Origin of the sequence: Streptomyces sp. NPDC101165, assembly GCF_044768135.1 — a bacterium.
Lineage (GTDB): Bacteria > Actinomycetota > Actinomycetes > Streptomycetales > Streptomycetaceae > Streptomyces.
Map to the genome: position 1 here is coordinate 162,221 of NZ_JBIWPG010000010.1, position 26,580 is coordinate 188,800.

At 72.0% G+C, this 26,580-nt stretch carries 27 protein-coding genes; 14 read left to right on the forward strand and 13 right to left on the reverse strand.

What is annotated here, in order from left to right:
- Positions 1–153 precede the first annotated feature (153 nt).
- Positions 154–2,124, forward strand: coding sequence for an N-acetylmuramoyl-L-alanine amidase (locus ACIRVH_RS22520; protein WP_403955989.1), 1,971 nt, complete (start codon positions 154–156; stop codon positions 2,122–2,124).
- Between the two features lie 24 nt (positions 2,125–2,148).
- Here ACIRVH_RS22520 and ACIRVH_RS22525 read toward each other — a convergent pair whose 3' ends face one another.
- Positions 2,149–3,768, reverse strand: a complete 1,620-nt coding sequence (locus ACIRVH_RS22525) for an amidohydrolase (RefSeq protein ID WP_403955991.1) — start codon at positions 3,766–3,768, stop codon at positions 2,149–2,151.
- Positions 3,769–3,807: 39 nt separating this feature from the next.
- Positions 3,808–4,443 (reverse strand): TetR/AcrR family transcriptional regulator, encoded by a 636-nt coding sequence (locus ACIRVH_RS22530; RefSeq protein WP_403955993.1) that lies wholly within the window; start codon positions 4,441–4,443, stop codon positions 3,808–3,810.
- Positions 4,444–4,534: 91 nt separating this feature from the next.
- Here ACIRVH_RS22530 and ACIRVH_RS22535 point away from each other — a divergent pair, with 91 nt between their 5' ends.
- Positions 4,535–5,995 carry a purine-cytosine permease family protein gene (locus ACIRVH_RS22535; protein WP_403955995.1) on the forward strand — a complete coding sequence of 487 codons (1,461 nt, stop codon included), beginning with the start codon at positions 4,535–4,537 and terminating at the stop codon, positions 5,993–5,995.
- Positions 5,996–6,014: 19 nt separating this feature from the next.
- Here the strand turns inward: ACIRVH_RS22535 and ACIRVH_RS22540 are convergent, their stop codons facing one another.
- Positions 6,015–6,740: a DUF2625 domain-containing protein gene (locus ACIRVH_RS22540; protein WP_403955996.1), complete on the reverse strand. Its 726-nt coding sequence runs from the start codon at positions 6,738–6,740 to the stop codon at positions 6,015–6,017.
- A 46-nt stretch (positions 6,741–6,786) separates the two neighbouring features.
- The gene (locus ACIRVH_RS22545) at positions 6,787–7,284 is read right to left on the reverse strand and encodes a hypothetical protein (protein ID WP_403955998.1); all 498 of its coding nucleotides are present in this window, start codon (positions 7,282–7,284) and stop codon (positions 6,787–6,789) included.
- Between the two features lie 87 nt (positions 7,285–7,371).
- On the opposite strand from ACIRVH_RS22545, the gene ACIRVH_RS22550 reads away from it, so the two are divergent.
- The 3 genes from ACIRVH_RS22550 (at position 7,372) to ACIRVH_RS22560 (ending at position 9,923) form a co-directional block, all read left to right on the forward strand.
- Positions 7,372–8,157: a maleylpyruvate isomerase family mycothiol-dependent enzyme gene (locus ACIRVH_RS22550; RefSeq protein ID WP_403956000.1), complete on the forward strand. Its 786-nt coding sequence runs from the start codon at positions 7,372–7,374 to the stop codon at positions 8,155–8,157.
- A 95-nt stretch (positions 8,158–8,252) separates the two neighbouring features.
- Complete coding sequence (locus ACIRVH_RS22555) at positions 8,253–8,612, forward strand: DUF779 domain-containing protein (RefSeq protein WP_403956001.1); 360 nt, start codon at positions 8,253–8,255, stop codon at positions 8,610–8,612.
- 75 nt (positions 8,613–8,687) lie between these two features.
- Positions 8,688–9,923 (forward strand): phosphodiester glycosidase family protein, encoded by a 1,236-nt coding sequence (locus ACIRVH_RS22560; protein WP_403956003.1) that lies wholly within the window; start codon positions 8,688–8,690, stop codon positions 9,921–9,923.
- 62 nt (positions 9,924–9,985) lie between these two features.
- On the opposite strand, the gene ACIRVH_RS22565 is transcribed toward ACIRVH_RS22560, so the two are convergent.
- The 6 genes from ACIRVH_RS22565 to ACIRVH_RS22590 all read right to left on the reverse strand — a co-directional run bounded on the left by ACIRVH_RS22565 (position 9,986) and on the right by ACIRVH_RS22590 (position 15,259).
- Complete coding sequence (locus ACIRVH_RS22565) at positions 9,986–10,180, reverse strand: hypothetical protein (protein WP_386580637.1); 195 nt, start codon at positions 10,178–10,180, stop codon at positions 9,986–9,988.
- A gap of 102 nt (positions 10,181–10,282) precedes the next feature.
- Positions 10,283–11,146: a phosphatidylinositol-specific phospholipase C/glycerophosphodiester phosphodiesterase family protein gene (locus ACIRVH_RS22570; protein ID WP_403956005.1), complete on the reverse strand. Its 864-nt coding sequence runs from the start codon at positions 11,144–11,146 to the stop codon at positions 10,283–10,285.
- A gap of 173 nt (positions 11,147–11,319) precedes the next feature.
- Entirely contained in the window at positions 11,320–12,402 is a 1,083-nt protein-coding gene (locus ACIRVH_RS22575) for an acyl-CoA dehydrogenase family protein (protein ID WP_403956006.1), read from the reverse strand.
- Positions 12,399–13,580, reverse strand: coding sequence for an acyl-CoA dehydrogenase family protein (locus tag ACIRVH_RS22580; RefSeq protein ID WP_403956008.1), 1,182 nt, complete (start codon positions 13,578–13,580; stop codon positions 12,399–12,401). Before ACIRVH_RS22580 ends, ACIRVH_RS22575 begins: the two co-directional genes overlap by 4 nt.
- Positions 13,577–14,548: an NADPH:quinone oxidoreductase family protein gene (locus ACIRVH_RS22585; protein WP_403956010.1), complete on the reverse strand. Its 972-nt coding sequence runs from the start codon at positions 14,546–14,548 to the stop codon at positions 13,577–13,579. Before ACIRVH_RS22585 ends, ACIRVH_RS22580 begins: the two co-directional genes overlap by 4 nt.
- A gap of 105 nt (positions 14,549–14,653) precedes the next feature.
- Positions 14,654–15,259 carry a helix-turn-helix domain-containing protein gene (locus tag ACIRVH_RS22590; protein WP_403956012.1) on the reverse strand — a complete coding sequence of 202 codons (606 nt, stop codon included), beginning with the start codon at positions 15,257–15,259 and terminating at the stop codon, positions 14,654–14,656.
- A 78-nt stretch (positions 15,260–15,337) separates the two neighbouring features.
- Here ACIRVH_RS22590 and ACIRVH_RS22595 point away from each other — a divergent pair, with 78 nt between their 5' ends.
- From ACIRVH_RS22595 to ACIRVH_RS22615, 5 genes are all read left to right on the forward strand, one after another.
- On the forward strand, positions 15,338–16,267 hold the full coding sequence (locus ACIRVH_RS22595; protein WP_403956014.1) for an NAD(P)/FAD-dependent oxidoreductase: 930 nt from the start codon (positions 15,338–15,340) through the stop codon (positions 16,265–16,267).
- Positions 16,268–16,297: 30 nt separating this feature from the next.
- Entirely contained in the window at positions 16,298–17,836 is a 1,539-nt protein-coding gene (locus tag ACIRVH_RS22600; RefSeq protein ID WP_403956016.1) for an ATP-dependent DNA ligase, read from the forward strand.
- Positions 17,833–18,312: an NUDIX domain-containing protein gene (locus tag ACIRVH_RS22605; RefSeq protein WP_403956018.1), complete on the forward strand. Its 480-nt coding sequence runs from the start codon at positions 17,833–17,835 to the stop codon at positions 18,310–18,312. The genes ACIRVH_RS22600 and ACIRVH_RS22605 overlap by 4 nt, the downstream gene beginning before the upstream one ends.
- Positions 18,313–18,427: 115 nt before the next feature.
- Positions 18,428–19,813 carry an NADP-dependent succinic semialdehyde dehydrogenase gene (locus tag ACIRVH_RS22610; protein ID WP_403956020.1) on the forward strand — a complete coding sequence of 462 codons (1,386 nt, stop codon included), beginning with the start codon at positions 18,428–18,430 and terminating at the stop codon, positions 19,811–19,813.
- A 25-nt stretch (positions 19,814–19,838) separates the two neighbouring features.
- The gene (locus tag ACIRVH_RS22615; protein WP_386580618.1) at positions 19,839–20,072 is read left to right on the forward strand and encodes a DUF6213 family protein; all 234 of its coding nucleotides are present in this window, start codon (positions 19,839–19,841) and stop codon (positions 20,070–20,072) included.
- Here the strand turns inward: ACIRVH_RS22615 and ACIRVH_RS22620 are convergent, their stop codons facing one another.
- Positions 20,073–20,735, reverse strand: a complete 663-nt coding sequence (locus tag ACIRVH_RS22620; RefSeq protein WP_403956022.1) for a transcriptional regulator — start codon at positions 20,733–20,735, stop codon at positions 20,073–20,075.
- Between the two features lie 163 nt (positions 20,736–20,898).
- On the opposite strand from ACIRVH_RS22620, the gene ACIRVH_RS22625 reads away from it, so the two are divergent.
- From ACIRVH_RS22625 to ACIRVH_RS22635, 3 genes are all read left to right on the forward strand, one after another.
- Positions 20,899–21,963, forward strand: a complete 1,065-nt coding sequence (locus ACIRVH_RS22625; RefSeq protein ID WP_403956024.1) for a type III polyketide synthase — start codon at positions 20,899–20,901, stop codon at positions 21,961–21,963.
- Positions 21,960–23,174, forward strand: a complete 1,215-nt coding sequence (locus tag ACIRVH_RS22630) for a cytochrome P450 (RefSeq protein ID WP_403956026.1) — start codon at positions 21,960–21,962, stop codon at positions 23,172–23,174. The genes ACIRVH_RS22625 and ACIRVH_RS22630 overlap by 4 nt, the downstream gene beginning before the upstream one ends.
- 118 nt (positions 23,175–23,292) lie before the next feature.
- The gene (locus tag ACIRVH_RS22635; protein ID WP_403956348.1) at positions 23,293–23,790 is read left to right on the forward strand and encodes a cupin domain-containing protein; all 498 of its coding nucleotides are present in this window, start codon (positions 23,293–23,295) and stop codon (positions 23,788–23,790) included.
- A 22-nt stretch (positions 23,791–23,812) separates the two neighbouring features.
- Here ACIRVH_RS22635 and ACIRVH_RS22640 read toward each other — a convergent pair whose 3' ends face one another.
- Positions 23,813–25,042: an acyl-CoA dehydrogenase family protein gene (locus tag ACIRVH_RS22640; protein WP_403956028.1), complete on the reverse strand. Its 1,230-nt coding sequence runs from the start codon at positions 25,040–25,042 to the stop codon at positions 23,813–23,815.
- Between the two features lie 171 nt (positions 25,043–25,213).
- Between ACIRVH_RS22640 and ACIRVH_RS22645 the strand changes: the two genes are divergently transcribed.
- Positions 25,214–25,858, forward strand: coding sequence for a TetR family transcriptional regulator (locus tag ACIRVH_RS22645; protein ID WP_403956030.1), 645 nt, complete (start codon positions 25,214–25,216; stop codon positions 25,856–25,858).
- 57 nt (positions 25,859–25,915) lie between these two features.
- On the opposite strand, the gene def is transcribed toward ACIRVH_RS22645, so the two are convergent.
- The gene (gene def / locus ACIRVH_RS22650; protein WP_403956031.1) at positions 25,916–26,470 is read right to left on the reverse strand and encodes a peptide deformylase; all 555 of its coding nucleotides are present in this window, start codon (positions 26,468–26,470) and stop codon (positions 25,916–25,918) included.
- Positions 26,471–26,580 lie beyond the last annotated feature (110 nt).

Genomic DNA, 26,580 nt, shown 5'->3' on the forward strand with positions numbered 1-26,580 from the left:
CGCCGGTGACGCTCGGCGCGACGCGGCGCGCGAGGCACGGAAACGTACGAGGGGTGACGCGAAGGGCAACCCCCTTTGCCCTGATGGGCAGTCCACTGTGCCCTGGTCGCATCTGTCCTGGCCACCACGCTGAACCTCGTCGGAGGCACCTTCATGAAAAAACGCGTCGCCCCCCGCGTCTCCAGTGCCGTACGCGGGCACCGGCGGATCATCTGTGTGACCGCATCGGCGGCGCTTCTGGTGCCGTTGCTGATCGACCGCTCGGGGGATGTCGCTCCGTCCGACCAACGTCTGCAGGACGACTACAAGGCCGCCGCGAACGAGTACCACGTCCCCCGGAGCGTGCTCATGGGCGTCTCCTACCTGCAGTCGAGGTGGGACTCGCACCAGGGCGCGCCGAGCGTCGTCGGCGGCTACGGCCCGATGCACCTGGTGGACCCGCCCCAGCCCCAGCAGACGCCGCGGCCCAAGAAGGCACGGCCGCGCGCGGGGGCGGCGGGGTCGCCCACCTCGGCCATGGCGAACCGCGCGGCGGACCTGCGACGGGCCGCACGTCTGACCGGGCTTCCGGCCGAAGAGCTGCGGACGGACGACGCGGCCAACGTGCGCGGCGGCGCGGCCCTCCTCGCGGCGACCCAGCGGCAGCTCGGCAAGCCGCTCAGCCCCAATCCGGCGGAGTGGTGGGAGACCGTGGCCGCCTTCCCGGGCGCGGCCGACCGGGCCTCGGCGGAGACCTTCGCGGACGACGTCTTCGACGTGATCCGCCGGGGCGCGCACCGCATCACCGACGCGGGGCAGCGCGTCACCCTCGCCGCGAGCCCCCGTGTCCGCCCGCACCGCCCCGCCACCACGGGCGCGCCGCACCCGAAGGAGGTGGACTGCCCGCCGGAGCTGTCCTGCTCCTGGCTCAGCGCGCCGTACGTCGAGATCGACGACGACCAGTACGGAAACCACCAGCTGGCCGACCGGCCCAAGGACCAGCGGATCGACTACATCGTCATCCACGACACCGAGGCGCCGCTGGCGTCGATGCTGCAGACGATCCAGGATCCGGAGGAGGCGTCGTGGCACTACTCCATCCGCTCCCGGGACGGCCACATCACCCAGCACATCCGGATCAAGGACGCGGCCTGGCACTCCGGCAGCCAGTTCGTGAACGCCCGTTCGATCGGGGTCGAGCACGAGGGATTCCTGCGGCATCCCGACGCCTGGTACACGGAGACGATGTACCGGGCCTCGGCCCGCCTGGTGAAGTACCTGGCGAAGAAGTACGGGGTTCCGCTCGACCGGCAGCACATCTTCGGCCATGACAACGTGCCGGCTCCGACCGAGGACTCCATCCCGGACATGCACGACGACCCGGGCCCCTTCTGGGACTGGCGGCACTACTTCGACCTGCTCGGCGCGCCGCTGAAGGCGACGGCCGGGCCGGACAGCGACGTCGTGATGATCCTGCCGGACTACCCCACCTACAAGCCGCGGTTCACCGGCTGCGTCAAGAGTGGTGTGCCGTGCGCGCCGCACGGCTCCAGTGCGGTCCGCCTGCACACCGATCCGTACGACAACGCTCCATTGATCCAGGACCCGGGCCGGCACCCCGACGGCGCGGACTCCACCGTGGACGTCAACGACCTGGGGTCCCGGGTCTCGGCCGGCCAGACCTTCGCGCTCGCCGACCGGAGCGGCGACTGGACGGCGATCTGGTTCCAGGGTCACAAGGCCTGGTTCAAGAATCCGAAGAGTCAGCCGACGGCGGTCGGTGCGCGCGGTCTGATGGTGACCCCGAAGGCGGGTCTGAGGGAGGTCGAGGCGTTCGGCCGCGCCCTGCCGGAGGAGGACGCCTATCCGGAGGGGACGGACGAGCAGCCCGAGGAGTCGCCGCTCCCTTACACCATCCGCGCGGGCCAGCGGTATGTGACGCAGTCCCGCGTCCTCGGTTCCTACCTGGAGAAACCTTCCTCCACCGACTCCCCGTCCCCGGTGGTGCAGGGCCAGGAGGAGTACTACGAGATCCAGCTCGGCCACCGGCTCGCCTATGTCCGGGCGAGTGACGTCGACGTGATCAAGTCGGCGGCCGCGGCGGCGGGCCCGCCCGGACAGGCGGCGCCGGTTCCCCAGCGCTGACCCGAGGGGTGCCCGGGCCGTCGACTACAGGTCGGCGGCCCGGTGCGTGGGCCGGCCCGCCAGCACCGTGAGGACGACCGGCAGGCGGGCCAGCTCGGCGTCGGGGACCGCCAGCGGGTTCTCGGCCAGCACCGTCAGGTCGGCACGCCGGCCGACGGCGAGCCGGCCGGCGAGGTGCTCCTCCCGGGCGGCCCAGGCCGCGTTGACGGTGATGCCCTGCAGCGCCTGCAGTGCGGTGAGTGCCTGCTCCGGCCCGTGCGGAGGCAGGGAGAGGTCGGCGGGGCGGCGATGCCGGGCGCCGGCCATGACCTGCAGCGGCGGGTACGGCGCGATGGGCCAGTCGGAACCGAGGACGACCCGGGCCCCGGCGGCCCACAGATCGCGGCAGCGGAACGCGCGCCCGGCGCGCTCCTCGCCGAGCCGACGCGACCAGTTGTCGGTGTGGTCCGCCCGGGTGAACTCGCAGCAGTGGGTGGGCTGCATGGACGCGGCCACGCCGAGCCGTGCGAACCGCCGTACGGTGTCGTCGGGCACCGTCTCGATGTGCTCGACCCGGTGCCGTACCGGGTCCGGGCTCTCCGCCTGAGCCTTCTCGACCGAGTCGAGCACATGGCGTACCGCCGCGTCCCCGATCGCGTGGGTGGCGGTGGGCACACCGGCCCGGTGGAGGGCCGCGATCACCTGGGTGTACCGCTGCGGGTCGGGCCAGTAGGCGTGGGCCGACTCGCCGTGGCAGTCGGGGGCTTCGAGCCAGGCGGTGCCGTTGTCGATGGTGCCGTCCATGAACAGCTTCACGCCGGCGACCTGCCACAGCGCGCCCCCGGTGCCCTGCCGCCGGACGAGTTCGGCGACGGCGTCGTCGTCGGCCTCCGGCCGGCACCAGGGGGCGACCCGCAGCCGCAGGGGCAGCGCGCCCTCGGCCTCCAGAGCGGCGTAGACGGACAGGCTCTCCCCGTTGGCGTCCATGGCGTGGCCGCCGGTGAGGCCTGCCGCCGCCATGGCGCTCAGGACCTCGGCGGTGCGGGCCCGCACCTCGGCCTCGGTGGGCCGGGGTGCGACGGCCTCGACCAGTTCGCAGGCCGCGTCCTCCAGCAGCAGGCCGGTGGGCCGCCCGTCGGCGTCGCAGACGATCTCGGAACCCTGCGTGAACTCCCGCGGGCCGTCGACGCCCGCCAGTTCCAGCGCCCGCGCACTGGCCAGCACCGAATGTCCGTCGAACAGGTCGATGAGCGTGGGTACGCCGTCGAGGACCGGGCCGAGCGCGGCCGCACCGACCGGCTCGGCACCGAAGGCGTTGGGGTCCAGGCCCCAGCCGCGCAGCCAGGCCCCCGGACGCAGGGTCCCGGCCGACTCGGCGAGCGCGGCTCGTACGGCCGGCAGGTCCCGGCAGGCGGTCAGGTCGACGCCCATGGTCCGTTCGGCGCCGGAGACCGGGTGCAGATGCCCGTCGGTGAAGCCCGCGGTCACCACCGCTCCGCGCAGGTCGACGACCGTGGTGCCGGGCCCGGCGAGGGCGCGGACCGCCCGGTCGTCGCCGAGGAAGGTGATCAGCCCGCCCTCGGCGGCGAGCGCGGTGTGCGGAAGGAGTCCGCCCGTGCCGGGGTCGAGCAGCCGGGCGGAGAGCAGGACGAGATCGGCGGGCACGGGGTCCTCCGGTGGTTCAGGGGGCGTACTTGATTCGGGTCAGCCGGTCGCGTGGTCCAACGACCCTGCGGGCAGGCCGAGTTCGCGCTCGGCGACGGTGACGGCCATACGGGCCACGGCCGGCGGCCGCTCCGGGGTCACGGTGTTGGCGTGGGCGCCCAGGCCGTCGAGCACGACGAGGATCTGGATGGTCGTCACCAAGGGGTCGTCGGTATGGAACTCGCCTGCCGCCACGCCCTCCCGGACCAGCCCTTCCAGCCGTCCCCGCCAGGCGGCCTCCTGTGCGGAGACCCGGTCGCCCAGGACCGGCCGGTAGCGGCTGAGGTGGCGCGCGTTGATCCACAGCCGGCTGATGGCGTCGTACGACTTGCCCGAGGTGCGGGCGAAGAACCGGGCCAGACGCACGGTGGGCGTGCCTTCGGGGCGCTCGGCCGGCAGGAGGGTGTCGAGCTCGCCGCTCGCCGCGCTGCCGAAGGCCTCGGCGACGAGATCCTCGGCCGAGGGGAAGTAGTGACTGACCAGCCCCGGGCGGACGTCGAGCTCCTCACCGATCCGGCGCAGCGTGATGCTCTCCAGACCCTCGGCCAGGGCGATGACGGCGGCCGCCTCGACGATTTCGGCCCGCCGGGCGGCCGGGTCCTTTCGGACCCGCTTGCGCTGAACGCTTGACGACATGCCGGAGATGTTATTGAGTGTGCGACCAATAAGCAACTGGTCATGCGACCAATAAGCGACCAGGCCGATCCCACCGCCCCCGGAGGGCCTCATGGCGTCCACGCTCCCCGACCCGCATCCCGACGCGCACCGCACGGCCGCCGGCGGGATCGCGACGTCATCCCCCGCGTCTTTGGCCCCCGAGCGGACGGGCGGCATCGAGTCCCACGGCATCGACCACATCCCCGACTCCGAGCGCCGCGGCCGTCCCCGCGAGCTGTTCCCGGTGTGGGCCGCGGCCAATGTGAACTACCTCAGCCTGGTCGTCGGCGGCGCGCTGGTGCTGATGGGGCTGAGCCTGGGGCAGGCGGTGGCCGTGATCGTCGTGGGCAACGCGTTCTGGCTGCTCACCGGCCTGCTCGCGGTCTCCGGACCGGCCGCGGGCGCGCCCAGCGAGGTGGTCACCCGCGCGATGTACGGCATCCGCGGGAACCGGGTGAACAACGCCGTGACCGGCTGGATGATCTCCGTCTGCTACTTCGCGCTGAACCTGGCCGCCGCGGCGACCGCGGCCTTCTCCCTGGTCGCGCGGACGGGCCTGCCGGTGAACAACGCGGTGAAGGCGCTCGTCGTCGTACTGATCGCCGCGGTCACCCTCGCCATCAGCGTGTACGGCCATGCCGCGATCATCCGGCTCTACGTGCCGATCACCCTCGTCCTCACCGCCGTCTTCGCGGTGCTGGCCTTCGCCGTGGTGCGGCACACCGACTTCGGCTACGTCCCGGACCGCCCACTGACCGGCAGCGCGCTGTGGGCGACCGCGCTGGCCGGTGTGGGGCTGATCGCCTCGGGCCCGCTGTCGTACACCACCAGCGCCGACTTCTCCCGCTATCTGCCCCGCAGCACGTCCGCGAGGTCGGTGGCGGGCTGGACGGCGTTCGGCGGGTTCCTGCCCGGCACCCTGGTCTGCTGTCTCGGCGCGTTCGCGGCGACCGCGGTCGACATGAGCGACCCGCAGGGCGCGCTGGAGGGGCTGCTGCCCGGCTGGTTCCGCCCGGTGTTCCTGCTCGCGCTGGTCCTCGGCACCGTCGCCCTCAACGCCCTGACCGCCTACAGCGCCGGCCTCGCCCTGCAGGCCGTCGGCATCCGCATCCGGCGCTCGCTCAGCGTCCTCGTCGACGGAGCCGTCTCCGTCTCGCTGACCCTCTACGCGCTGCTCGTGTCCGACTTCCTGGAAACGGTCGGGAACGTCCTGCAGCTGACCGTGGTCCTGCTCGGCCCGAGCATGGCCGTCTACGCCACCGACATCCTGCTGCGCCGCAACCGCTACGACGGCCTCGCCCTCGCCGACGAGACCCCGGGCAGCCCCTTCTGGTACACCGGCGGGGTCAACTGGCCCGGCGCGCTGGCCCTCGCGGCGGGCGTCGCCGCCTCCGCCGCGTGCGTCGACACCGTGTACACCGGACCGGTGGCCGCCGCCCTGGGCGGCATCGACCTCGCCCTGCCCGTGGGGCTGTCGGTGGCCTCCGGGGTGTACGCGGTGTCGATGCGTGCCCTCCGCGCGAAGGGGTGAGCGGTCGGGTGGCGGTGCCTCAGACCTCGCCGAGGAAACCCGGATCGGCCGGGCCCAGCTGCCGGGCGAAGTCCGCCGCCACGCCCAGGACTTCGCGCATCGCCACCGCCCGCCGGGTCGTGGCCGCGAGGTCGTCGTGCGCCTCCTTGGACCACAGGAACGGGTAGACGGTGATGCCCTGCGAGAGGTCCAGGGCGGCGGCCTCCTCGCGCCAGCCGGGCAGACGCAGCCCGTCGTAGAACGTCTCCAGCCGGCCGGACAGGAGCCACCACACCCAGGTGGAGTGGCCCATGTCCAGGGCCTCCCACTCCAGGGTGTCGGGAGCGAAGTACGTCATCTGCCCGGGATCGCCCGGGCGGCCCGCTCCGGCCGGGTCGTGGCCGTTGAGTGCGAACACCCCGCCGAGCACGTCGTGTCCGACGACCAGACCCGAGGCGGGACGCCAGGCGGGATCGAACCCCTCCGGGAAGCCGTTGACCCGGCCCAGACCGGGCAGACCGCCGGTCGCCGCCGAGCCGCCGCCGTACACCCGAAGCCACCCGTCGTCCAGGACGAGCCCGCCGCAGTTCAGCGCGAGCGCGCCGAGCGTGGAGCGTGCGGTGACCTGCATCTGCAGCAGGCACCGGCGGCCTTCGCCGGGGTCGCCCGGCAGCACACGGACCGGCACGGCACTGGCCGCGAGCTGTTCCTGGAGCTCCGGCCAGGCCGGATCGTCCACCTGGGCCAGTTCGTCGATCTCGCGCATCCGAGGATCATGGCACGCCTGCCGCGCCGGGCCCCGGCCGCCCCGGTCAGCCCTGCGCGCTGTTCTTCCGGCGCTTCCGGTTCGGCCGGTGCGGGCGCTGAAGGGTGTCCAACTCGCCCACGGCCGCGCGGATGTGCGGCGGTTCCTGTGGGTCCGTCGTACCGGCGCACCACCACGACGGACGGCCTGACACCTCGCGTATGTGCATCCCCAGGTCGTGCACGGAGCAGACCGGCCATGCCTGCCACAGGCGCTCCGAGACCGTCTCCTGGGCGGCGTCGGCAACGGCCTCCAGGGCGTCGGCGGCGGTGTCCGGGGCGGCCCGGAGGGGGTTCCCGTGCCACTCGCCGTTGGCGAGGGCGACGTAGACCTGGTCCGGTTCGCCCTCCTCCCAGGGCACGGCGAAGAGGCACAGGGGCCGCTGCTGCGGCAGGGTCACCGCCAGGTCGCGGTTGACCGCTGCCAGTGCCTCGTCCCAGAGGGGGTGTTCGCCGGCGGACACGAGGCGCGGTTCGGGCCGGTCGAAGGGCGAGTGGTAGCGCATGGGGGCATCCTCTCCCAGGCACCCGCCCATCCGTCATCTCCTTATCTCTGGGATGCTCTTGCTGCACGTCGAGGCCCGGGAGTGTGCATGAACGTTTCCCCCGCGATGGGCGCGGCCGATGTCGACGCCCTGATCGATGACGTCGTCCGCTCGGTGGACCGGCTCGCGCAGACGATGGACGGTCTGACCGACGCCGAGTACCGGGCGCCCTCCGGACTGGCTCCGTGGAGCCGCGGCCAAGTGCTCGCCCATGTCGCGGGCGGCGCGGACGCCTACGTGTGGCTGCTGCGGCTGGCGCGTACGGGCTCCGCGCCGGGGCCCCGGCAGGATGCGGCCGCCCTGGCCGAGACGGCCGAGCGGACCGCCGCCCTGCCCGCCGACGCGCTGGCCGACCGCACGCTGCGGGCCCTGGACCTGGTCGTGGCGGAGGCCCGGGAGATGCCCGCAGCCAGGTGGGACACCCTGGTGGCGGCGCTCGCGGGCTGGCGGCACCCCGCCTGGTACGCCCTGCTGCGGTGTCAGCGGGAACTGGAGCACCACCATCTCGACCTCGGCGTGGGACACGGCACCGCCGACTGGCCGACGTCGTACGTGTCCTGGGCGCTCGACGAGACCCTCGCCGCTCTGCAGACCCAGGGACATCCCCTCTCCCACGTAGAGGCGGTCGACCTGGGCCGCCGCTGGTCCCTGTCTCCCGAGGGCCGCTCGGTCGCCGGGCCCGGGCACCTCCTGCTCGGCTGGCTCAGCGGGCGGACTCCGGCCACCGGCCTGGTGTCCGACGGTCCGACCGAGACCCTGCCCCCTCCTCCGAGGTGGCCGCAGCCGCCGACGCCCGGGTGGGGCCGGACCGACGACGTCCTCGGCCACGGCTGACCCACGGTCCCGCCGAAGGACACGTGCTGGACGCACGGCTGACGAGGCATGAGACTGGGGCACCTCCGACGCCCCGGCTCTCCAGGACGGTGACCATGGAAGTGGAAGTTCCCCGCGTCGAACTCACCCCGCAGGCCGCTGAGTTGGTGCGCAGGCTGCGGGCCGAGCACGGTCCGCTGATGTTCCACCAGTCCGGCGGCTGCTGCGACGGCAGCGCGCCCATGTGCTACCCCGACGGCGAGTTCCGGACCGGCGGCTCCGACGTGCTGCTGGCGGAACTTGCGGTGGAGGGTGTCGCGGAGCCCGTGACCTTCTGGATGTCGAGGAGCCAGTACGAGGTGTGGAGCCACACCCGGCTGATCGTCGACGTGGTACCCGGACGGGGGAGCGGATTCTCGCTGGAGGCACCCGAGGGGGTGCGTTTTCTCACCCGTTCTCGCGTAGTCGACGCCTAGCTCCCCCGCGCGCCATCGCCTTCTGCTGCACTTCCCTTGAGTCCTGGGACAGTTGACGAGACATCAGGGGGCGCAGTGGCGCACGATCGGCGGCAGACGACGGCAGGCAGATCGGTTCTCACGGTTCTCACGGCGTTCGGCGTACTGGCCGGTGCGGCCCTGGCGGGGGCGGCACCGGCCGGTGCCGTACCGCTGGGCAGGCGGGTCGCGCCGGGTGTCACCTACCGGCAGTTCGACATCGAGGAGGCGGCGGGCAAGGCACACGCCCACCTGCTCACCATCGATCTGAACAATCCTCATGTCCGGCTGGACCTGCTGTACCCCGGGTCGGTGGCGGCTCGCGCGACCGTCTCGAAGCTGGCCGACTCGGCCGGCGCGGTCGCCGGGGTCAACGGCGACTTCTTCAACATCAGCGAGTCCCAGCACCCGGGCGTGGAGGCGACGGGTGCGACCGTGGGGCCCGCGATCGCGGACGGACAGGTGCTCAAGGCGGCGGTGCCGAAGGGCCAGCGGTTCGGGCCCTCGCTGCCGCCCGGGACGACCACGACGGACGTCCTCGGCGTGGGCACCGACGGACGGGCCCGGCTGGACCGCCTCACCCTCAGCGGCTCCGTCGGCACGCCGGAGGGGCAGTTCCCGCTCAAGGGCCTCAACCAGTACGCGCTGCCGGAGAACTCCGTCGGCGCCTTCACCTCACGGTGGGGCAGCGTCTCGCGGGAGCGTGCCACCTGCGGCACGGACACCGACCGGGCGGGGGCGTGCAGCAAGGACACCTACGAGGTGAAGGTGCGGGACGGTGCGGTGGTCTCCGCCTCCGACAACCCGGGCGGCGGCTCGATCCCCGCGGACACCACGGTCCTGGTGGGCCGTGAGGAGGGTGCGCAGCAGTTGCGCAAGCTGGCGGTGGGCGACGAAGTGACCGTCACGCACGACCTGGTGGCGGCCACGGCCAAGGTCCCGTACAGGTTCGCGATCGGCGGCTACCCGGTCCTGCGTGACGGCAAGCCGCTGTCCGGCCTGGACGACAGCACCTCGGCCGTGCGCACCGTCGTGGGCCTCGCGGACGACGGGCACAAGATGCTGCTGCTCGCGCTGGACGGGGCCGCGGCCTACCGGACGGGCATGACCATCGCCGAAGAGGCCGACCTCATGGACGACTTGGGCGCGTCCGACGCGTTCAACCTCGACGGCGGCGGCTCGAGCGAGATGGCCACCCGGGACACGGGAGCGAGCAGCGTGACGGTCCGCAACCACCCGAGCGGCGGCGCCGAGCGTCCGGTCCCGAACGGCATCGGGGTCTTCTCGTCCTGATCGCGGCGGCGACCAGGGCCTGCCGTCACATTCCCGGGCAGACGGGAATGTGACGACAGGCCCTACGGCCGCAGGCTGCTCACCAGGTCGGCCGTGGCGGTGAGCCCGCTGTGGATCGTGGGCGCCATGCTGGTGCTGGCCAGGTAGAAGCCGAGCAGCATGCAGACCAGGCCGTGCGAGATCTTCAGGGCGCCGTTGCGCATGAAGATCACGACGATGATCAGGAGCAGCAGCACCACAGAGATGGAAACGGCCATCGGGAACCTCCTCCGCCACGCCCCATGAGCGGCGTTCGGCCGCAAGTGTGGCGTAGCGGGGGGTTCGTCCGGGCGGCTGACATGTCCTCCGATCGTGTGGTCTTACCCGGACGGGTGTGCGCCCAGAAAGGCCTCCAGACCGGCGAGGTCGTCGGTGTTGAGGTAGTCGACGCCGCCGGCGAGCAGTTCCGTCCACAGGGCGTCCCGGGCCGCACCCGCCGCGTCCGGGGTCGCCCAGAACCTGATCTGCTGCCCGCGCGCGTGAGCGGCACCGGTGATCCCGCGCAGCTTCTGCCGCTCGGCGTCCGGGAACGCGCCCTCGCCCAGCCAGGTGAAGTTCTGCGTCCAGTTGTCGCTGATCAGCGGGACGAAGGAGGTGGGGGCCGCGCTGCCGAGGTCGGCGAGCCGGCCGTCGTAGAAGGCGCGGCGCTCGGCCTGGGCCTCCATGGGGACACGGGCCGCGCGGTCTCCGGAGATGACGGCGGTGACCGGACCGGGGTGGACGCGGCCGTGCGCGTAGCGGGTGAACAGCCGCGGGTGGCGCCGGAGGTGCCGGTCGAGTTCGACGTACGTCGAGGAGCCCTCGGTCTTGATGTCGATGAGGAGCTGCAGCGACTGCCGCCAACCCCGGTACACGGTGCCGTGGTTGGCCTTGACGCGGGCGGCGAGCGGGTCGAGGTAGAGGGACTCGAGGGTGCGGGTCGGGTCCAGCTCGGAGCTGTCGTGACCGATGAGCAACTGGTCGCCGACGAGGAAGATGTCGGCCTCGACGCTGCCGAAGCGGTGGCCGAGGGCGTCGAACAGGGGCCTCGGGTGCTCGTAGTCGTTGTGGGCGTGCGCGTGCCACAGCGGGCGCGGGCCGCGGCGGCCGCCGCCCGCCCGGGCCTGGCCGGCGGGCAGGGCGATCGCGCCCGCGAGGGCGGCGCCGAGGGTGGTGAGGGCCATGCGACGGGTGGTGAGGGCCATGCGCTGCCTCCCTTGAAGGGCCGGACGGGACCGGGGAGAGTATGCGTGCGCTCCCCACTCAAATGGCCCCGTCCTACAGGGAGTTGGCCGGACTGCTGCCCTCTGTTCACTTGCTGACGGGTGTGCGCACGAAGAAGCCCGCCCCGGGTGGGGCGGGCTTCACGCGCCGTGCGTCAGGGCGCCCGGAGGTCGACCAGTTCGGCCAGGGCCTCCCGGTGGGCACCCGCGGTGCCGTAGGCGATCGAGTCGGCCTTGGCCCGCTTCAGGTACAGGTGGATCGGGTGCTCCCAGGTCATGCCGATGCCGGCGTGCAGCTGCACCGCCTCCTCGGCCGCGTGGACGGCGACGGGCGCCGCGTACGCCTGGGCGACGGCGACCGTGAGGTCGGTGTCCTCGCCGGAGGCGAGCGCGTCGGCGGCGGCGCGGGCGGCGGCCCGGAGGTTGACGACCTCCAGCCACAGCTGGGCGAGCCGGTGCTTGAGCGCCTGGAAGCCGCCGACCGGCCGGTTGAACTGCTTGCGCTCCTTCAGGTACCGGACCGTCTCGGTCAGCGCCCAGTCGGCGACGCCGAGTTGCTCGGAGGCTAGCAGTCCGGCGGCGCTGCGCAGGGCCCGTCGTACGGCCACGTCCGCGTCGCCGATGCGGCGGCCGGGCGCGGCGTCGAGGGTGACGCCGGCGAGCGGGCGGGTCAGGTCCAGGGAGGTCTGCGGCGTGACGGTCACGGCGTCGGCGGCGACCGCGTACAGCCCGCCGTCGTCGGCCGGGACGAGCAGGACGTCGGCGGCGGCCGCGTCCGCGATGCCGGTCAGCTCCCCGTGCAGGGTGCCGTTCTCCAGCCGTACGGACCGGAAGGCGGCGCCCGGGGCCGTGTGCAGCCCGACCGCGAGGGCGCCGATGGTGCGCCCGGAGGCCAGGCGGCCCAGCAGCTCCTCGTCCCCGCAGGCCAGCAGGGCCTCGGTGGCCACGACCGCGCTGGTGAGGTACGGGACGGGCGCGACCGCCCGGCCCAGCTCCTCCAGAACGACGGCGACTTCACGGTGGGTGGCATCCTGGCCGCCCTGCGCCTCGGGCACGAGCAGCCCGGCGAGGCCCATGCCGTCGGCGAGGGACTTCCACAGGGCGAGGTCGTGCGGGGCGTCCGACTCGGTGCGGGCGATCACGCCGGCCGCGTCGCAGTGGTCCGTGAGCAGGTCGCGGACCGCGGCGCGCAGCGCCTCTTCCTCCTCGGAGTAGAGCAGCTCCGGCTGTGTGCTCATCGGGCCAGGTCCTTCCACGCGACGTCCTTGTCGGTGCGCGGCTCGGCGGGCAGGCCCAGGACGCGCTCGGCGACGATGTTCAGCAGGACCTCGCTGGTCCCGCCCTCGATGCTGTTGCCCTTGGAGCGCAGGTAGCGGTAGCCGGCGTCACGGCCGACGAAGTCCACCAGTTCGGGGCGCCTCATCGTCCAGTCGTCGTAGAGGAGCCCCTCCTCACCCCGGAGTTCGACCTCCAGGCCGCTGATCTCCTGGTTGAGACGGGCGAAGGCGAGCTTCATGCCGGCGCCCTCGGGGCCGGGCTGGCCCGCGACGAGCTGCTGGCGCAGCCGCTCGGCGGTGAACCGGGCGACCTCGGAGTCGACCCAGAGCTTCAGCAGCCGTTGGTGCAGGTCGTGGGTGCGCAGTTCGGGGCGTTCCCGCCAGGTCCGGGAGACCGGGCCGATCATGCCGCCCTCGCGGGGCAGTCGCATGCCGCCGATGGCGACGCGTTCGTTGTTGAGCGTGGTCTGGGCGACCCGCCAGCCGTCGCCGACCGCGCCGAGGCGGCGGGAGTCGGGGATGCGGACGTCGGTGAGGAAGACCTCGTTGAACTCGGCCTCGCCGGTGATCTGGCGCAGCGGCCGCACCTCGACGCCCGGGTCGGTCATGTCGCAGACGAAGTAGGTGATGCCCGCGTGCTTGGGCACGTCCGGGTCGGTGCGGGCGATGAGGATGGCCCAGCGGGAGTTGTGCGCGCCGGACGTCCACACCTTCTGCCCGTTGACCACCCACTCGTCGCCCTCCCGCACGGCCCGGGTGCCGAGCGCGGCGAGGTCGGAGCCGGCGCCGGGCTCGCTGAACAGCTGGCACCACACCTCCTCGCCGATCCACAGCGGTCGCAGATAGCGCTGCTTCTGCTCCTCGGTGCCGTACTTGAGGATCGTCGGGGCGGCCATGCCGAGCCCGATGCCGTTGCGACGCGAGTCGTTGTCGGGAGCGCCGACTGCCTCCAGCTCGGCGTCCACGACGACCTGCAGGGAGCGCGGGACACCGAGTCCGCCGAGGCCCGCCGGGTAGTGCACCCAGGCCAGCCCCGCGTCGAAGCGGGCCTTGAGGAAGTCGAGGCGGTCGGTGGCGGCGGGCGGATGCGCGGCCAGCAACTCCTGTGCGCGGCGGCGCAGTTCTTCGGCGTCGATCATGCGGCGGCTCCCTTGTCCATGACCACGGCCACCCGGCCGGTGGTCATCCCGTCGGCGACCCGCTGCACGGCCGCGGCGGCGTCGGCGAGCGGTACCCGCTCGCTCACCAGCGGCTTGATCGCGCCCCGTGCGGCCAGCTCGGTGAGCTGCTCGTGGCAGTGCAGGACCAGCTTCGGGTTCTTGGTGTTGTACAGGCCCCAGTGGAGGCCGAGGATCGAGTAGTTCTTCACCAGGGCGTGGTTGAGCGCGGGGCTCGGGATGGTGCCGCTGGCGAACCCGACCACGACGATCCGGCCCTCGAAGGCGACGACCTTGGCGGACTGGGCGTAGGCCGCACCGCCGACGGGGTCGTAGATCACGTCGGCGCCCCGGCCCCCGGTGGCCTCCTTCACGGCGGCGACCACGTCCTCGGAGCGGCGGTCGACGACCACGTCACAGCCCAGCTCCCGGGCGACGACGGCCTTGTCGGCGCCGCCGACCACCCCGATCACGGTGGCCCCGGCCGCCTTGCCGAGCTGCACGGCCGCGCTGCCGACCCCGCCGGCGGCGGCGTGCACGAGCAGGGTCTCCCCCGCTTCCAGGTGGGCGCGGCGGTGCAGGCCGAACCAGCCCGTCTGGTAGCCGATGTGCAGCGCGGCGGCCTCGGCGTCGTCCAGGGACTCGGGCGCGGGCAGCAGGGCGCGGGCGTCGGCGAGCGCGTACTCGGCGAAGCCGCCGTACGGCAGCGCGGGGTTGGCGATCACCCGCCGGCCGTCCTCGGTCTCGGCACAGATCTCCACACCGGGTGTGAAGGGCATCGGCGGCCGTACCTGGTACTGGCCCCGGCACATCAGGGCGTCCGGGAAGTTGATGTTGGCGGCCCGCACGCGCAGCAGCACCTGACCCTCGCCGGGCGTGGGCCGTTCCACCTCCGCCAGGCGCATCACCTCGCTCGGCTCGCCGTTCTCGTGCACTTGCCATGCCTGCATGCGGGGCCTCCACGGGACTGCTTCGTCTGACCGGGTCCGATCGCATACTAAGCGGTCGCTTGCCATTCGGGAAACAGTCGGGCCCGTCACCGACAGTCGGACACGTCACTTACGAGCCGGCCGCGCCCGTACATGCATCCTCTCCCCCTGCGGCCCGAAAAGGCTGAGGAACTCCACCGGCCCTTCCCCCGTCGACCCGAACCAGTGCGGCACCCGCGTGTCGAACTCCGCCGCCTCCCCCGCCGACAGCACCACGTCGTGTTCCCCGAGCACCAGCCGCAGCCTGCCCGAGAGCACGTACAGCCACTCGTAGCCCTCGTGGGTGCGCGGCTCCGGCTCCTGCCTGCGCTCGGGTTCGCGGACCTTGAAGGCCTGGAGGCCGCCGGGCTGGCGGGTCAGCGGCCAGAAGGTACGGCCGTGCCGCTCGAGGGGCTTCGCCCGTACCCGGGGGTCGCCGACCGGCGGGGCGCCGACCAGCTCGTCCAGCGGCACCTGGTGGGCCCGGGCGATGGGCAGCAGCAGCTCAAGGCTGGGTCTGCGCAGGCCGGACTCCAGCCGGGACAGGGTGCTGACGGAGATGCCGGTCGCCTCGGACAGCGCCGCCAGGGTCACCTCCCGCTCCTTGCGGATCCGCCGGAGCCTCGGGCCCACGCCCGCCAGAACGTCGTCGGTGTTGTCGTCGGTGTTGTCGTCGGTGTCCTCAGTGCTCATGTCCGTATTGCAGATTCGGCAAAGAAGTTTGTCAATGCGGCAGCGGGTGGGCGACCGTCGGGTGCGGAGGTGGTCACCGTGACCGAGACATACGAAGTGGTGGTGGTCGGGGGCGGCGCGGCCGGCCTGTCCGCCGCGCTGGTGCTGGGCCGGGCCCGGCGGCACACGCTGGTGGTCGACGCGGGCGAGCCGCGCAACGCGCCGTCCGCGCACCTGCAGGGCTATCTGTCCCGGGACGGCATGTCGCCCGCCGAGTTCCTGGCCGTGGGGCGCGAGGAGATCGCGCGGTACGGCGTGGAGCTGGTACGGGACCGGGTGGTGGACGCGACCAGGGACGGGGACTTCGCCGTGGTGCTCGCGAGCGGCCGGACCGTACGGGCGCGGCAGCTGGTCGTCGCCACCGGCCTGAAGGACGAGCTGCCGCCGGTCCCGGGGATCGCCGAGCGGTTCGGCCGGGACGTCATCCACTGCCCGTACTGCCACGGCTGGGAGGCCCGCGACCGGGCGACCGGCGTGCTCGCGAGCGGCCCGATGAGCGTGCACCAGGCGCTGATGGTGACGCAGTGGTCGAAGGACGTGCGGTTCTTCCTGCACGAGGTGCCGGAGACGGAGCTGACGGACGAGGACCGGCGCAGGCTGGCCGCCGCCGGGGTCACCGTCGTCCCCGGTGCGGTCGCGGAGGTGCTCGCCGAGGAGGACCGGCTCACCGGCGTCCGGCTCGCGGACGGCACGGTCCACGACCGCGAGGTGCTGTACGTCGCGCCTCGTGCCGTTCCGCAGAACGACCTGCTCGTGCGGCTGGGCGCGGAACTGCGCGAGACGCCCTTCGGCAGCTACCCGGTGATCGACGAGCGCGGGCTGACGACCGTGCCGGGCCTGTGGGCGGCGGGCAACGCCGGCGGCTTCGCCGAGCAGGTGGTGAACGCGGCGAGCCGTGGCTACCGGGCCGGGGCGGCGATCAACGGCGAGCTGCTCTTCGCCGACCTCGACGCGGCCGTGCGGGTGTAGACACCGCACCCGCGGTGCAACGATGACTGCATGCTGCTGTCCCGGCTCGCCGAGGTGTCCCGGGAGGTCGCCGCGACGGCCGCCCGGTCCCGTAAGACCGCGCTGCTCGCGGAGCTGTTCCGGGACGCGGCGGCGGACGACGTGCCGATCGTCATCCCCTACCTGGCCGGACGACTGCCCCAGGGGCGGCTCGGTGTCGGCTGGAAGGTGCTGAGCCGCCCGGTCCCGCCGGCCGCCGCGCCCTCGCTGACCGTGCGGGAGGTCGACGCCCGGCTCAGCGAGCTGGGCAAGGTGTCCGGGGCCGGCTCCCAGGCGGAGCGGGCCCGGATCGTCGGCGAGCTGATGGGCACGGCCACCGAGGTGGAGCAGCACTTCCTGCGCGGCCTGCTCACCGGCGAGGTGCGGCAGGGCGCGCTGGACGCGGTCGCCGTGGAGGGTCTGGCGCAGGCGACCGGCGCGGATCCGGCGGGCGTCCGGCGGGCGGTGATGCTCGCCGGGTCGCTGCAGACGGTGGCGCAGGCCCTGCTCGCACAGGGGCCCGGGGCGCTGGACCGGTTCCGGCTCACGGTCGGCCGCCCGGTGCTGCCGATGCTGGCGCAGAGCGCCTCCTCGGTGGCCGAGGCGGTCGAGAAGCTGGGCTCGTGCGCGGTGGAGGAGAAGCTGGACGGCATCCGGGTCCAGGTCCACCGGGAGGGCAGCGCGGTACGGATCCACACCCGGACGCTGGACGACATCACCGACCGGCTGCCCGAAGTGACCCGAGCGGCCCTGGGGTTGGCGAGCGACCGGTTCATCCTCGACGGCGAGGTGATCTCCTTCGGCGCGGACGGCCGGCCCCGCTCCTTCCAGGAGACCGCCGGCCGGGTGGGTTCCCGGACCGACGTGGCGAAGGCCGCCGTGGAGGTGCCCGTCTGCCCCGTCTTCTTCGACGTGCTGCTGGTCGGCGGCCAAGACCTGCTCGACCTCCCGTTCTCCGAACGGCACGCGCTGCTGACCGATCTGGTGCCCGCGCCGCTGCGGGTCCGCCGGACCGTGGCCTTGGGGCCGCAGCACATCCCCGAGGCGGAACGCTTCCTCGCCGACACCCTCGCCCGCGGCCACGAGGGCGTGGTCGTCAAGGCGCTGGACGCCCCCTACAGCGCGGGCCGGCGCGGTGCGTCCTGGCTGAAGGTCAAGCCCGTGCACACGCTCGACCTGGTCGTCCTGGCCGCCGAGTGGGGCCACGGCCGCCGCACCGGCAAGCTCTCCAACCTCCACCTCGGCGCCCGCAACCCGGACGGCACCTTCGCGATGCTCGGCAAGACCTTCAAGGGCATGACCGACGCGATGCTCGCCTGGCAGACCGAGCGGCTGCGGGAGCTGGCCGTAAAGGACGACGGCTGGGTGGTCACCGTACGCCCGGAACTCGTCGTGGAGATCGCCTACGACGGCCTGCAGCGCTCCTCCCGCTACCCGGCCGGCGTCACCCTGCGCTTCGCCCGCGTGGTCCGCTACCGCGAGGACAAGAGGGCGGAGGAGGCCGATACGGTGGAGGCCCTGCTGGCGGCCCACCCGGAGGTCAAGCCGTGACGGTGCGGACGACGAAGCGCAGCGCGGGACTGCTGCTGTTCCGGCACACCGACGACGGGCTGGAGGTGTTGCTCGGCCATATGGGCGGTCCCTTCTTCGCGAAGAAGGACGCGGGAGCGTGGACCGTGCCCAAGGGCGAGTACGAGCCCGACGAGCCCGCCTGGGAGGCGGCCCGGCGCGAGTTCCGGGAGGAGCTGGGGCTGGCGCCGCCCGACGGGCAGGCCGTACTTCTGGGCGAGGTCGCGCAAGCCAACGGCAAGATCGTGACCGTGTGGGCGATCGAGGCCGACCTGGACCCGGCGGCGATCGCCCCCGGCACCTTCACCATGGAGTGGCCGCCGAGGTCCGGGCGGACGCAGGAGTTCCCGGAGCTGGACCGGGTGGCGTGGTTCGGTCTGGACCGGGCCCGGGCGCTGATCATCACGGCGCAGGCCGCGTTTCTGGACCGGCTGGCGGAGCACTCGGGCCGACCGTGAGCCGTAGCGGCCGGAGCGCCGCGGAGGGCGAACAACCAATACAGCGCCCTACGCGTTGCGGTCGGCACCGCCGCGCGCGAAGGTCGAAGCAAGCCCGCTCCCAGGGAGGTCAGCCATGCCCATCGCGACGGTGAACCCGGCGAACGGCGAGACGCTCAAGACGTACGAGCCCATGGGTGAGGAGGAGCTGGAACGCCGGCTCCAGCTCGCCGAGGCGACGTTCCGCACGTACCGGACGACCACGTTCGCCGAACGCGCCCGACTGCTGAACAAGGCCGCCGACCTGCTGGACGAGGACCAGCAGGAGATCGGCCGGGTCATGACCACCGAGATGGGCAAGCCGGTCAAGCAGGCCCGCGCGGAGGCCGCGAAGTGCGCCAAGGCGATGCGCTGGTACGCCGAACGCGCCGAGGGACTGCTCGCCGACGAGGAGCCGGCCGAGGCGGACGTGCGGGACTCCGGCGCCTCGCGGGTTCGGGTCCGCTACCGGCCGCTCGGCCCCGTCCTCGCGGTGATGCCGTGGAACTTCCCCCTGTGGCAGGTGATCCGCTTCGCCGCGCCCGCGCTGATGGCGGGCAACGTGGGCCTGCTCAAGCACGCCTCGAACGTCCCCCAGACGGCCCTGTACCTGGAGGACCTGTTCCACCGGGCGGGCTTCAAGGAGGGCTGCTTCCAGACACTGCTGGTCGGCTCGGGAGCGGTCGACGGCATCCTGCGCGACGAGCGGGTGAAGGCCGCGACCCTCACGGGCAGCGAGCCGGCCGGGCGGGCCGTGGCCGCCACCTCCGGCGAGATGATCAAGAAGACGGTGCTGGAGCTGGGCGGCAGCGACCCGTTCGTCGTCATGCCCTCCGCCGACCTCGACCGGGCGGCGCAGGTCGCCGTGACGGCGCGGGTGCAGAACAACGGACAGTCCTGCATCGCGGCCAAGCGGTTCATCGTGCACACCGACGCCTACGACGCCTTCGCCGAGAAGTTCGTCGCGGGCATGAAGGCGCTCAAGATCGGCGACCCGCTGGCGGAGGACACCGAGATCGGGCCGCTCTCCAGCGAGCAGGGGCGGTCCGACCTGGAGGAGCTGGTCGACGACGCGAAGCGCAGCGGCGCCCAGGTGCTGTGCGGCGGGGAACGTCCCAACTGGCCGGGCTGGTACTACCCGCCGACCGTCCTGGCGGGCATCACCAGGGAGATGCGCATCCACCGCGAGGAGGCGTTCGGGCCGGTCGCCACGCTGTACCGGGCCGGCGACGTGGACGAGGCGATCCTGATCGCGAACGACTCCTTCTTCGGGCTGAGTTCGAACGTGTGGACGCGGGACGAGAACGAGGTGGAGCGGTTCGCGCGAGATCTGGAGGCGGGTGGCGTGTACGTCAACGGGATGACCGCCTCCCATCCGGCGTTCCCGTTCGGCGGTGTGAAGCGGTCCGGGTACGGGCGTGAGCTGTCCGGGCACGGAATCCGGGAGTTCTGCAACATCACCACGGTTTGGCAGGGTGCGTGAGGACTGCGCGGCTACCATCCCGTTTGTGAACCGCGAAGTGACTCTGCCTCTGATCGTCGACGACCGCGGTGCCCTGCAGGTGGCTGCGGCCGACGTGAGTAAGTTGTTGCGGACCGTGGGTGGGCGGTGGCTGCATCTTGTCGAGGCCGGGGAGCAGGGGCTCGACGAGGACACGGTCGCCGCGTTGACCATCGAGCTGGCGAAGCTCGCGGATCGTATCGACGTGGCTTGTATCGCGCACAGCAGCGGGGCGCCGTAGCTAGGGAGTCTCCCTGAGCGAGTTCCAGAACATCGCCTCGTAGGACTGGAGCAGACTTCCGTAGGTGTGGGCCAGGCCGGCGTTCAGGCGGCCGGACTCCAGCGCCTCCGCCACCGCCGCCGTCGCCCGTGCGTCCAGGTCGGGGGACGGTTTCGCGAAGAAGTCGAAGAAGGCGCAGGCCTCGTCCGAGAAGCCGTAGTGCCGGCGCAGGCCTTCGGCGATGCGGGCGCAATAGCCGCCCCACGCCGAGAAGTTGGCGGTGAGCGCCAGGATCGCGTCGGCCGGGGAGGCGTTGAGGGCGAGCCAGGAGACATAGGCGGGGTAGGCCTGGCAGCCGGGGCGGGGAACGTACGCGTGTGTCTGTTCCTCGGTCACGCCGGACGCCGCCGCGAATGCGGTCAGATGATCCCCCGCCAGCGTCTCGCCCTCGGCGAGCGAGGTGAAGAAGACGGCCGCGGTGCGGGAGTCGGCGGCACGCTCCGCCAGGTGTACGAAGGCGCGCCGGTCCGCGGCGATCACCCACCGCTGTTCCAGGGCCAGGGCTGCGAGGGTCTCGCGGCTCGCCTCGCCCCCGGCGATCAGCGGGACGAGCGGGTTGGTCCGTGGGTTCGGGGCGAGTTGGGCGGTCGTGGAGGCCAGTAGTTCTGCGGCCTTGGGCGTCATCGGGTCCTCCGAGGGTGGTACGGGCTCCAGGTCCGATCCCTACCCCTTGTCCCCGATTCGGAGTAATCCGACGAGAGATCGTCGCCCCCTCGGGTGAACCTGGGTGGACCACCTTCTGACCGGCGGGCGCGGGTCCGCCGGACGGCGAAAGCAGGGACGGCTCATGGCGACTTTGTGCAGACCCTCGGTGTCCGTACCCGAACACGTGATCACGATGGAGGAGACGCTGGAGCTGGCACGTACGCACCACGCGGACCACCCCCAGCTCCCGCTGGCCCTCCGACTGATCGAGAACACGGGCGTCCGCACCCGGCACATCGTGCAGCCCATCGAGGAGACCCTGAAACACCCCGGGTTCGAGGAGCGCAACAAGCTCTACGAGGCCGAGGCGAAGGCCCGAGTCCCCGCGGTGATCCAGCGCGCGCTCGACGACGCGGAGGTCCTGACCTCCGACATCGACGTCATCATCTACGTGTCGTGCACGGGCTTCATGATGCCCTCGCTGACCGCGTGGCTGATCAACGAGATGGACTTCCCGTCCAACACCCGTCAGCTCCCCATAGCCCAGTTGGGCTGTGCGGCCGGCGGCGCGGCCATCAACCGGGCCCACGACTTCTGCTCGGCCTACCCGGAGGGCAACGCGCTCATCGTGGCCTGCGAGTTCTGCTCGCTGTGCTACCAGCCCACCGACCTCGGCGTCGGCTCGCTGCTGTCCAACGGCCTGTTCGGCGACGGCATCGCCGCGGCCGTGGTGCGCGGCCGGGGCGGCACGGGCGTCCATCTGGAGCGCAACGGTTCGTACCTGATCCCCAAGACCGAGGACTGGATCGCGTACGACGTCCGGGCCACCGGCTTCCACTTCCTGCTGGACAAGCGGGTGCCGACCACCATGGAGCCGCTCGCCCCGGCGCTCCAGGACCTCGCGGGCACGCACGGCTGGGACGCCGCCGACCTGGACTTCTACATCATCCACGCGGGCGGTCCCCGAATACTCGACGACCTCAGCAAGTTCCTGCAGGTCGACCCGCACGCGTTCCGGTTCAGCCGGGCCACGCTCACCGAGTACGGCAACATCGCCAGCGCCGTCGTCCTGGACGCGCTGCGCCGGCTGTTCGACGAGGGCGGTGCCGAGCACCGGGCGCGCGGGCTGCTCGCCGGGTTCGGTCCCGGCATCACCGCCGAGATGACCGTGGGCCGCTGGGTCCAGGACAGCGGGATGATGCGATGAGCGAAGAGACCCTCACCGGGCTCCTGCCCCCGATCCGGCACTGGCCGGCCGTCGATCTGACCGGGACGGACTTCGACCCGGTGCTGACCGACCTGATGCGCGAGGGCCCGGTCACCCGCGTCCAGCTGGCCAACGGCGAGGGCTGGGCGTGGCTGGTCACCCGGTACGACGACGTGCGCATGGTGACCAACGACCCCCGTTTCAGCCGCGAGGCGGTCATGGCCAGGCAGGTGACCCGGCTCGCCCCGCACTACATCCCGGACCAGGGCGCGGTCGGTTTCCTGGACCCGCCCGACCACACCCGGCTGCGCCGCTCGGTCGCCGCCGCGTTCACCGCGAAGGGCGTGGAGCGGATCCGCGAGCAGGCGCGCGGCATGCTGGACGAGCTGGTCGACGAACTCCTCCAGGACGGCCCGCCCGCCGATCTGACGGCGACGATCCTCAGCCCCTTCCCGATCGCGGTGATCTGCGAGCTGATGGGCGTCCCGGTGGGCGACCGGCACGACATGCACATCTGGACCCAGCTGATCCTGTCCTCCTCGCACGGAAAGGAGGCCAGCGAGAAGGCCAAGCGCGAGATGAGCGCCTACTTCTCCGACCTCATCGGGCTGCGCGAGGGCAGCACGGCCGAGGACGTCACCTCGCTGCTCGGCGCCGCCGTGGGCCGGGACGAGGTCACCCTGGAGGAGGCCGTCGGCCTCGCCGGCCTCCTCCAGATCGGCGGCGAGGCGGTCACCAACAACAGCGGGCAGATGTTCTACCTGCTGCTGACCCGCCCCGACCTGGTCGAACGGCTGCGCTGCGATCCGGGGATCCGCCCGAGGGCGATCGACGAACTGCTGCGCTACATCCCTCACCGCAACGCCGTCGGCCTCTCCCGGATCGCCCTGGAGGACGTGGAGATCGGGGGCGTACGCATCCGCGCGGGCGACGCGGTCTACGTCTCCTACCTGGCCGCAAACCGCGACCCGGACATCTTCACCGAGCCGGAGACCATCGACTTCTCCCGCAGCCCCAACCCGCACGTGGCGTTCGGCTTCGGCCCGCACTACTGCCCCGGCGGCATGCTGGCGCGGCTGGAGTCGGAGCTCCTGGTGGACGCCCTGCTGGACCGGGTGCCGGGTCTGAGGCTCGCCGTACCGCCCGGACAGGTGCCCTTCAGGAGGGGCGCGTTGATCCGTGGGCCCGAGGCCCTGCCCGTGACGTGGTGAGCGGCTGATGACGACGACCGAGGGGCTGGCGGTACCCGAGGGGCCCGCGGCCCGAGGAGTGGCGCAGGCCCAGGCGGACGTGCCGGTCCAGGAGGCGACGCAGACCGAGGGACTGCTCGTGCCTCCGGGCCACGGCCGCGTCGTCGCGACGTCCGCCCAGCGCGTGACGTTCAAGGTCACCGGCACCCATTCGCGGACGGCCTCCACCTTCGAGGTGGAGGTTCCGCCGGGCTTCGACGTCGGTGCCCATGTGCACACGCGCAGCGAGGAGTTGTTCTACGTCCTCGACGGCGAACTGGATGTGCTCGCCTTCGAGCCGCGCGTCCGCACCCCCGACAACTGGCAGAAGTGGGAGTCGAGTTCGGGCAGCCGTGTGGTACGGGCAACCCCGGGCACGGTGATCGTCGTACCCCCCGGCTGCCCCCACGCCTTCGCCAACCCGACGGACACCCCGGCGAAGATGTTCTTCCAGGCGTCCCCGCCCCCCGATCACGAGCGTTACTTCGAGGAGCTGCTGGAGATCCTGGGGAACGGAGGGCCGCCGGACCACGAGGCGATCGAGGCGCTCCGGAAGCGGTACGACATCGAGCAACTCACGCCCTTGAGGCACCGGTGAGCGCCCCCACCCGAAGGCGACGCTATCGAATCGGCATCCCCGACAAGGTCCGCGCGATCACCAGCCGCTGAATCTCGCTCGTGCCCTCGAAGATCGTGTAGATCGCGCTGTCCCGGTGCATCCGCTCCACCGGGTACTCCCTGGTGTACCCGTTGCCGCCCAGGATCTGTATCGCCTGCGCGGTCACCTTCTTCGCGGTCTCGCTGGCGAACAGCTTGGACATGGAGCCCTCGGCCGCGGTGAACGGCTTGCCGCTGACCGCCATCCAGGAGGCACGCCACACGAGCAGCCGGGCGGCGTCGATCTGCGTGCGCATGTCCGCGAGCTGGAAGGCGACGCCCTGGTTGTCGATGATCGGCCGCCCGAACTGCTCACGGGTCGTCGCGTAGTCGAGAGCCACCTCGTACGCGGCCCGGGCGGTGCCCACCGCCATCGCGCCGACGGCCGGGCGGGACGCCTCGAACGTGGCCATCGCCGCGTTCTTCACCCGCTCACCACCGGACGCCTTCGCCCTCTCCCGGGCGCGGGCGAGCCGCTCGTCCAGCTTCTCCTTGCCGCCGAGCAGGCAGGAGCCGGGAACGCGGACGTTCTCCAGGACGACCTCGGCGGTGTGCGAGGCGCGGATGCCGTGCTTCTTGAACTTCTGCCCCTGGGACAGTCCCGGCGTGCCCGGCGGGATGATGAAGGAGGCGTGGCCCTTGGAGCCCAGCTCCGGGTCGACGACCGCGACGACGACATGGACGTTGGCGATGCCGCCGTTGGTCGCCCAAGTCTTCGTGCCGTTGATCACCCACTCGTCCTTGGACTCGTCGTACACGGCACGCGTGCGCATGGAGGCGACGTCGGAGCCGGCATCGGGCTCGGAGGAGCAGAACGCGGCGACCTTGACGTCGTTCGCGTCGCCGTACATCTGGGGGATCCAGGTGCCGATCTGCTCCTCGGTTCCGTTGGCAAGAACGCCCACGGCGGCCAGGCCGGTACCCACAATGGAGAGGGCGATGCCCGCGTCGCCCCAGAACAGCTCCTCCATGGCCATCGGAATACCGAGGCCGGTGGGGTCGAAGTACTGCTGCGCATAGAAGTCGAGGGAGTAGATGCCGACCTTCGCGGCCTCCTGGATGACCGGCCAGGGAGTCTCCTCACGCTCGTCCCATTCGGCGGCCGCGGGGCGGATGACGTCGGCGGCGAAACCGTGCAGCCAGTCCCGGACCTCCTTCTGTTCGTCGTTGAGCTCCATGGTGAACTCGGCCATGTCCCCTCCAGCGGCGGCGCATATGGTGTTACTAGCGGTAACTCGAGTCTGTTACTGACCGGTAGGAAATGTCAACTCCCGATGACGCGTCGGCATCCCGTTCGATGTCAGGCACGTGGACAGTGTTAGTTTGCGCAGGCGTCACCGAATCAGCACGGGTGGGGAGAGCACATGGACACCACGCAGCGGACCGATCAACAGCGGTCCGCCGACCGCCGACGGCGCGAGCTGCTGGAGGCGGCGGACCGAGTCGTTCTGCGTGACGGTCCGCAGGCCTCGATGAACGCCATCGCCGCGGAGGCCGGAATCACCAAGCCGATCCTCTACCGCCACTTCGGCGACAAGGGTGGGCTCTACGCGGCCCTGGCCAAGCGGCACACGGACGCCCTGCTCGACTCGCTGCGGGCGGCACTGGACGCCCCGGCCGAGCGGCGGGAGCGCGTCGAGGCCACGCTGGACACCTACCTCGCGGCGATCGAGGCACGACCTCAGGTGTACCGGTTCCTCATGCATCCGGCAGAGGGAAGCCAGGGGGGCGAACCGGGCTTCGACGTCGGCAAGCATTCGGCTCCACTGCTTCGGCGGATGGGCGAGGAGCTGGCCCAGGTCATCGAGGACCGGCTGGATCTCGGACCCGGGAGTCAGCAGCTCGCCCGGGTCTGGGGGCACGGGATCGTCGGGATGATGCACGCGGCCGGGGACTGGTGGCTCGGGGAGCGGCCCTGCTCCCGTGCCGAACTGGTTCGGTCGCTCGCCGATTTGCTGTGGGGGCGCCTGGCGGCCGCGGGGGACAAAATAGGCGGCCCCGGGTTCTGAAGGTCACGTTTCGGATGCGGGTGAGTGGGGGCTGATCGCGCAGCCCCCCGCGCCTCGTCAGGCGGGACCGCTTCCCCCGCGCCACGAAGATCGCGAGATTTGTCTCATCAGTCTGCGGTGGCGCCAACCCGTCAAGTGGTCGGCGTACACCGTGCCGTCCAGGTGGTCGGACTCGTGCTGCAGGCACCGGGCGAAGAAACCCGTGCCGTGCACGGTGATCGGCTCTCCCGTCACCGTGAAACCCTCGACGACCGCGTGGTCGTAGCGTTCCGTGCCCGCTTCCAGGCCCGGCAGGGACAGGCAGCCCTCCGGGCCGCGGATCACCACGCCGTCCGCCTCCACCAGGCGCGGGTTCACGACATGTCCGAGATGTCGGACGTCCTCGTCGTCGGGACAGTCGTAGACGAACACCCGTAGCGGCACGCCGATCTGGTTCGCGGCCAGGCCCACCCCCTGGGCCGCGTACATGGTCGCGAACAAGTCCTCCACGAGCGCGGCCAGTTCGGGGCCGAAGTCCGTGACGTCCCGGCAGGACTCGTGCAGGACGGGGTCGTGGAGCAGGGAAAGAGGCCGGACGCGCCCGTGGGCGCCCGCGATCGAGCCGTGTCGCATGGCGGCAAGGGTACGGTTCCTTCAGTTCATGCCCGCCGCCAGGCAAGGGCCGGGATTCGGGTGTGCGAATGGATCTCGATAGGCTGAGGCCCACACCACGTAGCCGGATG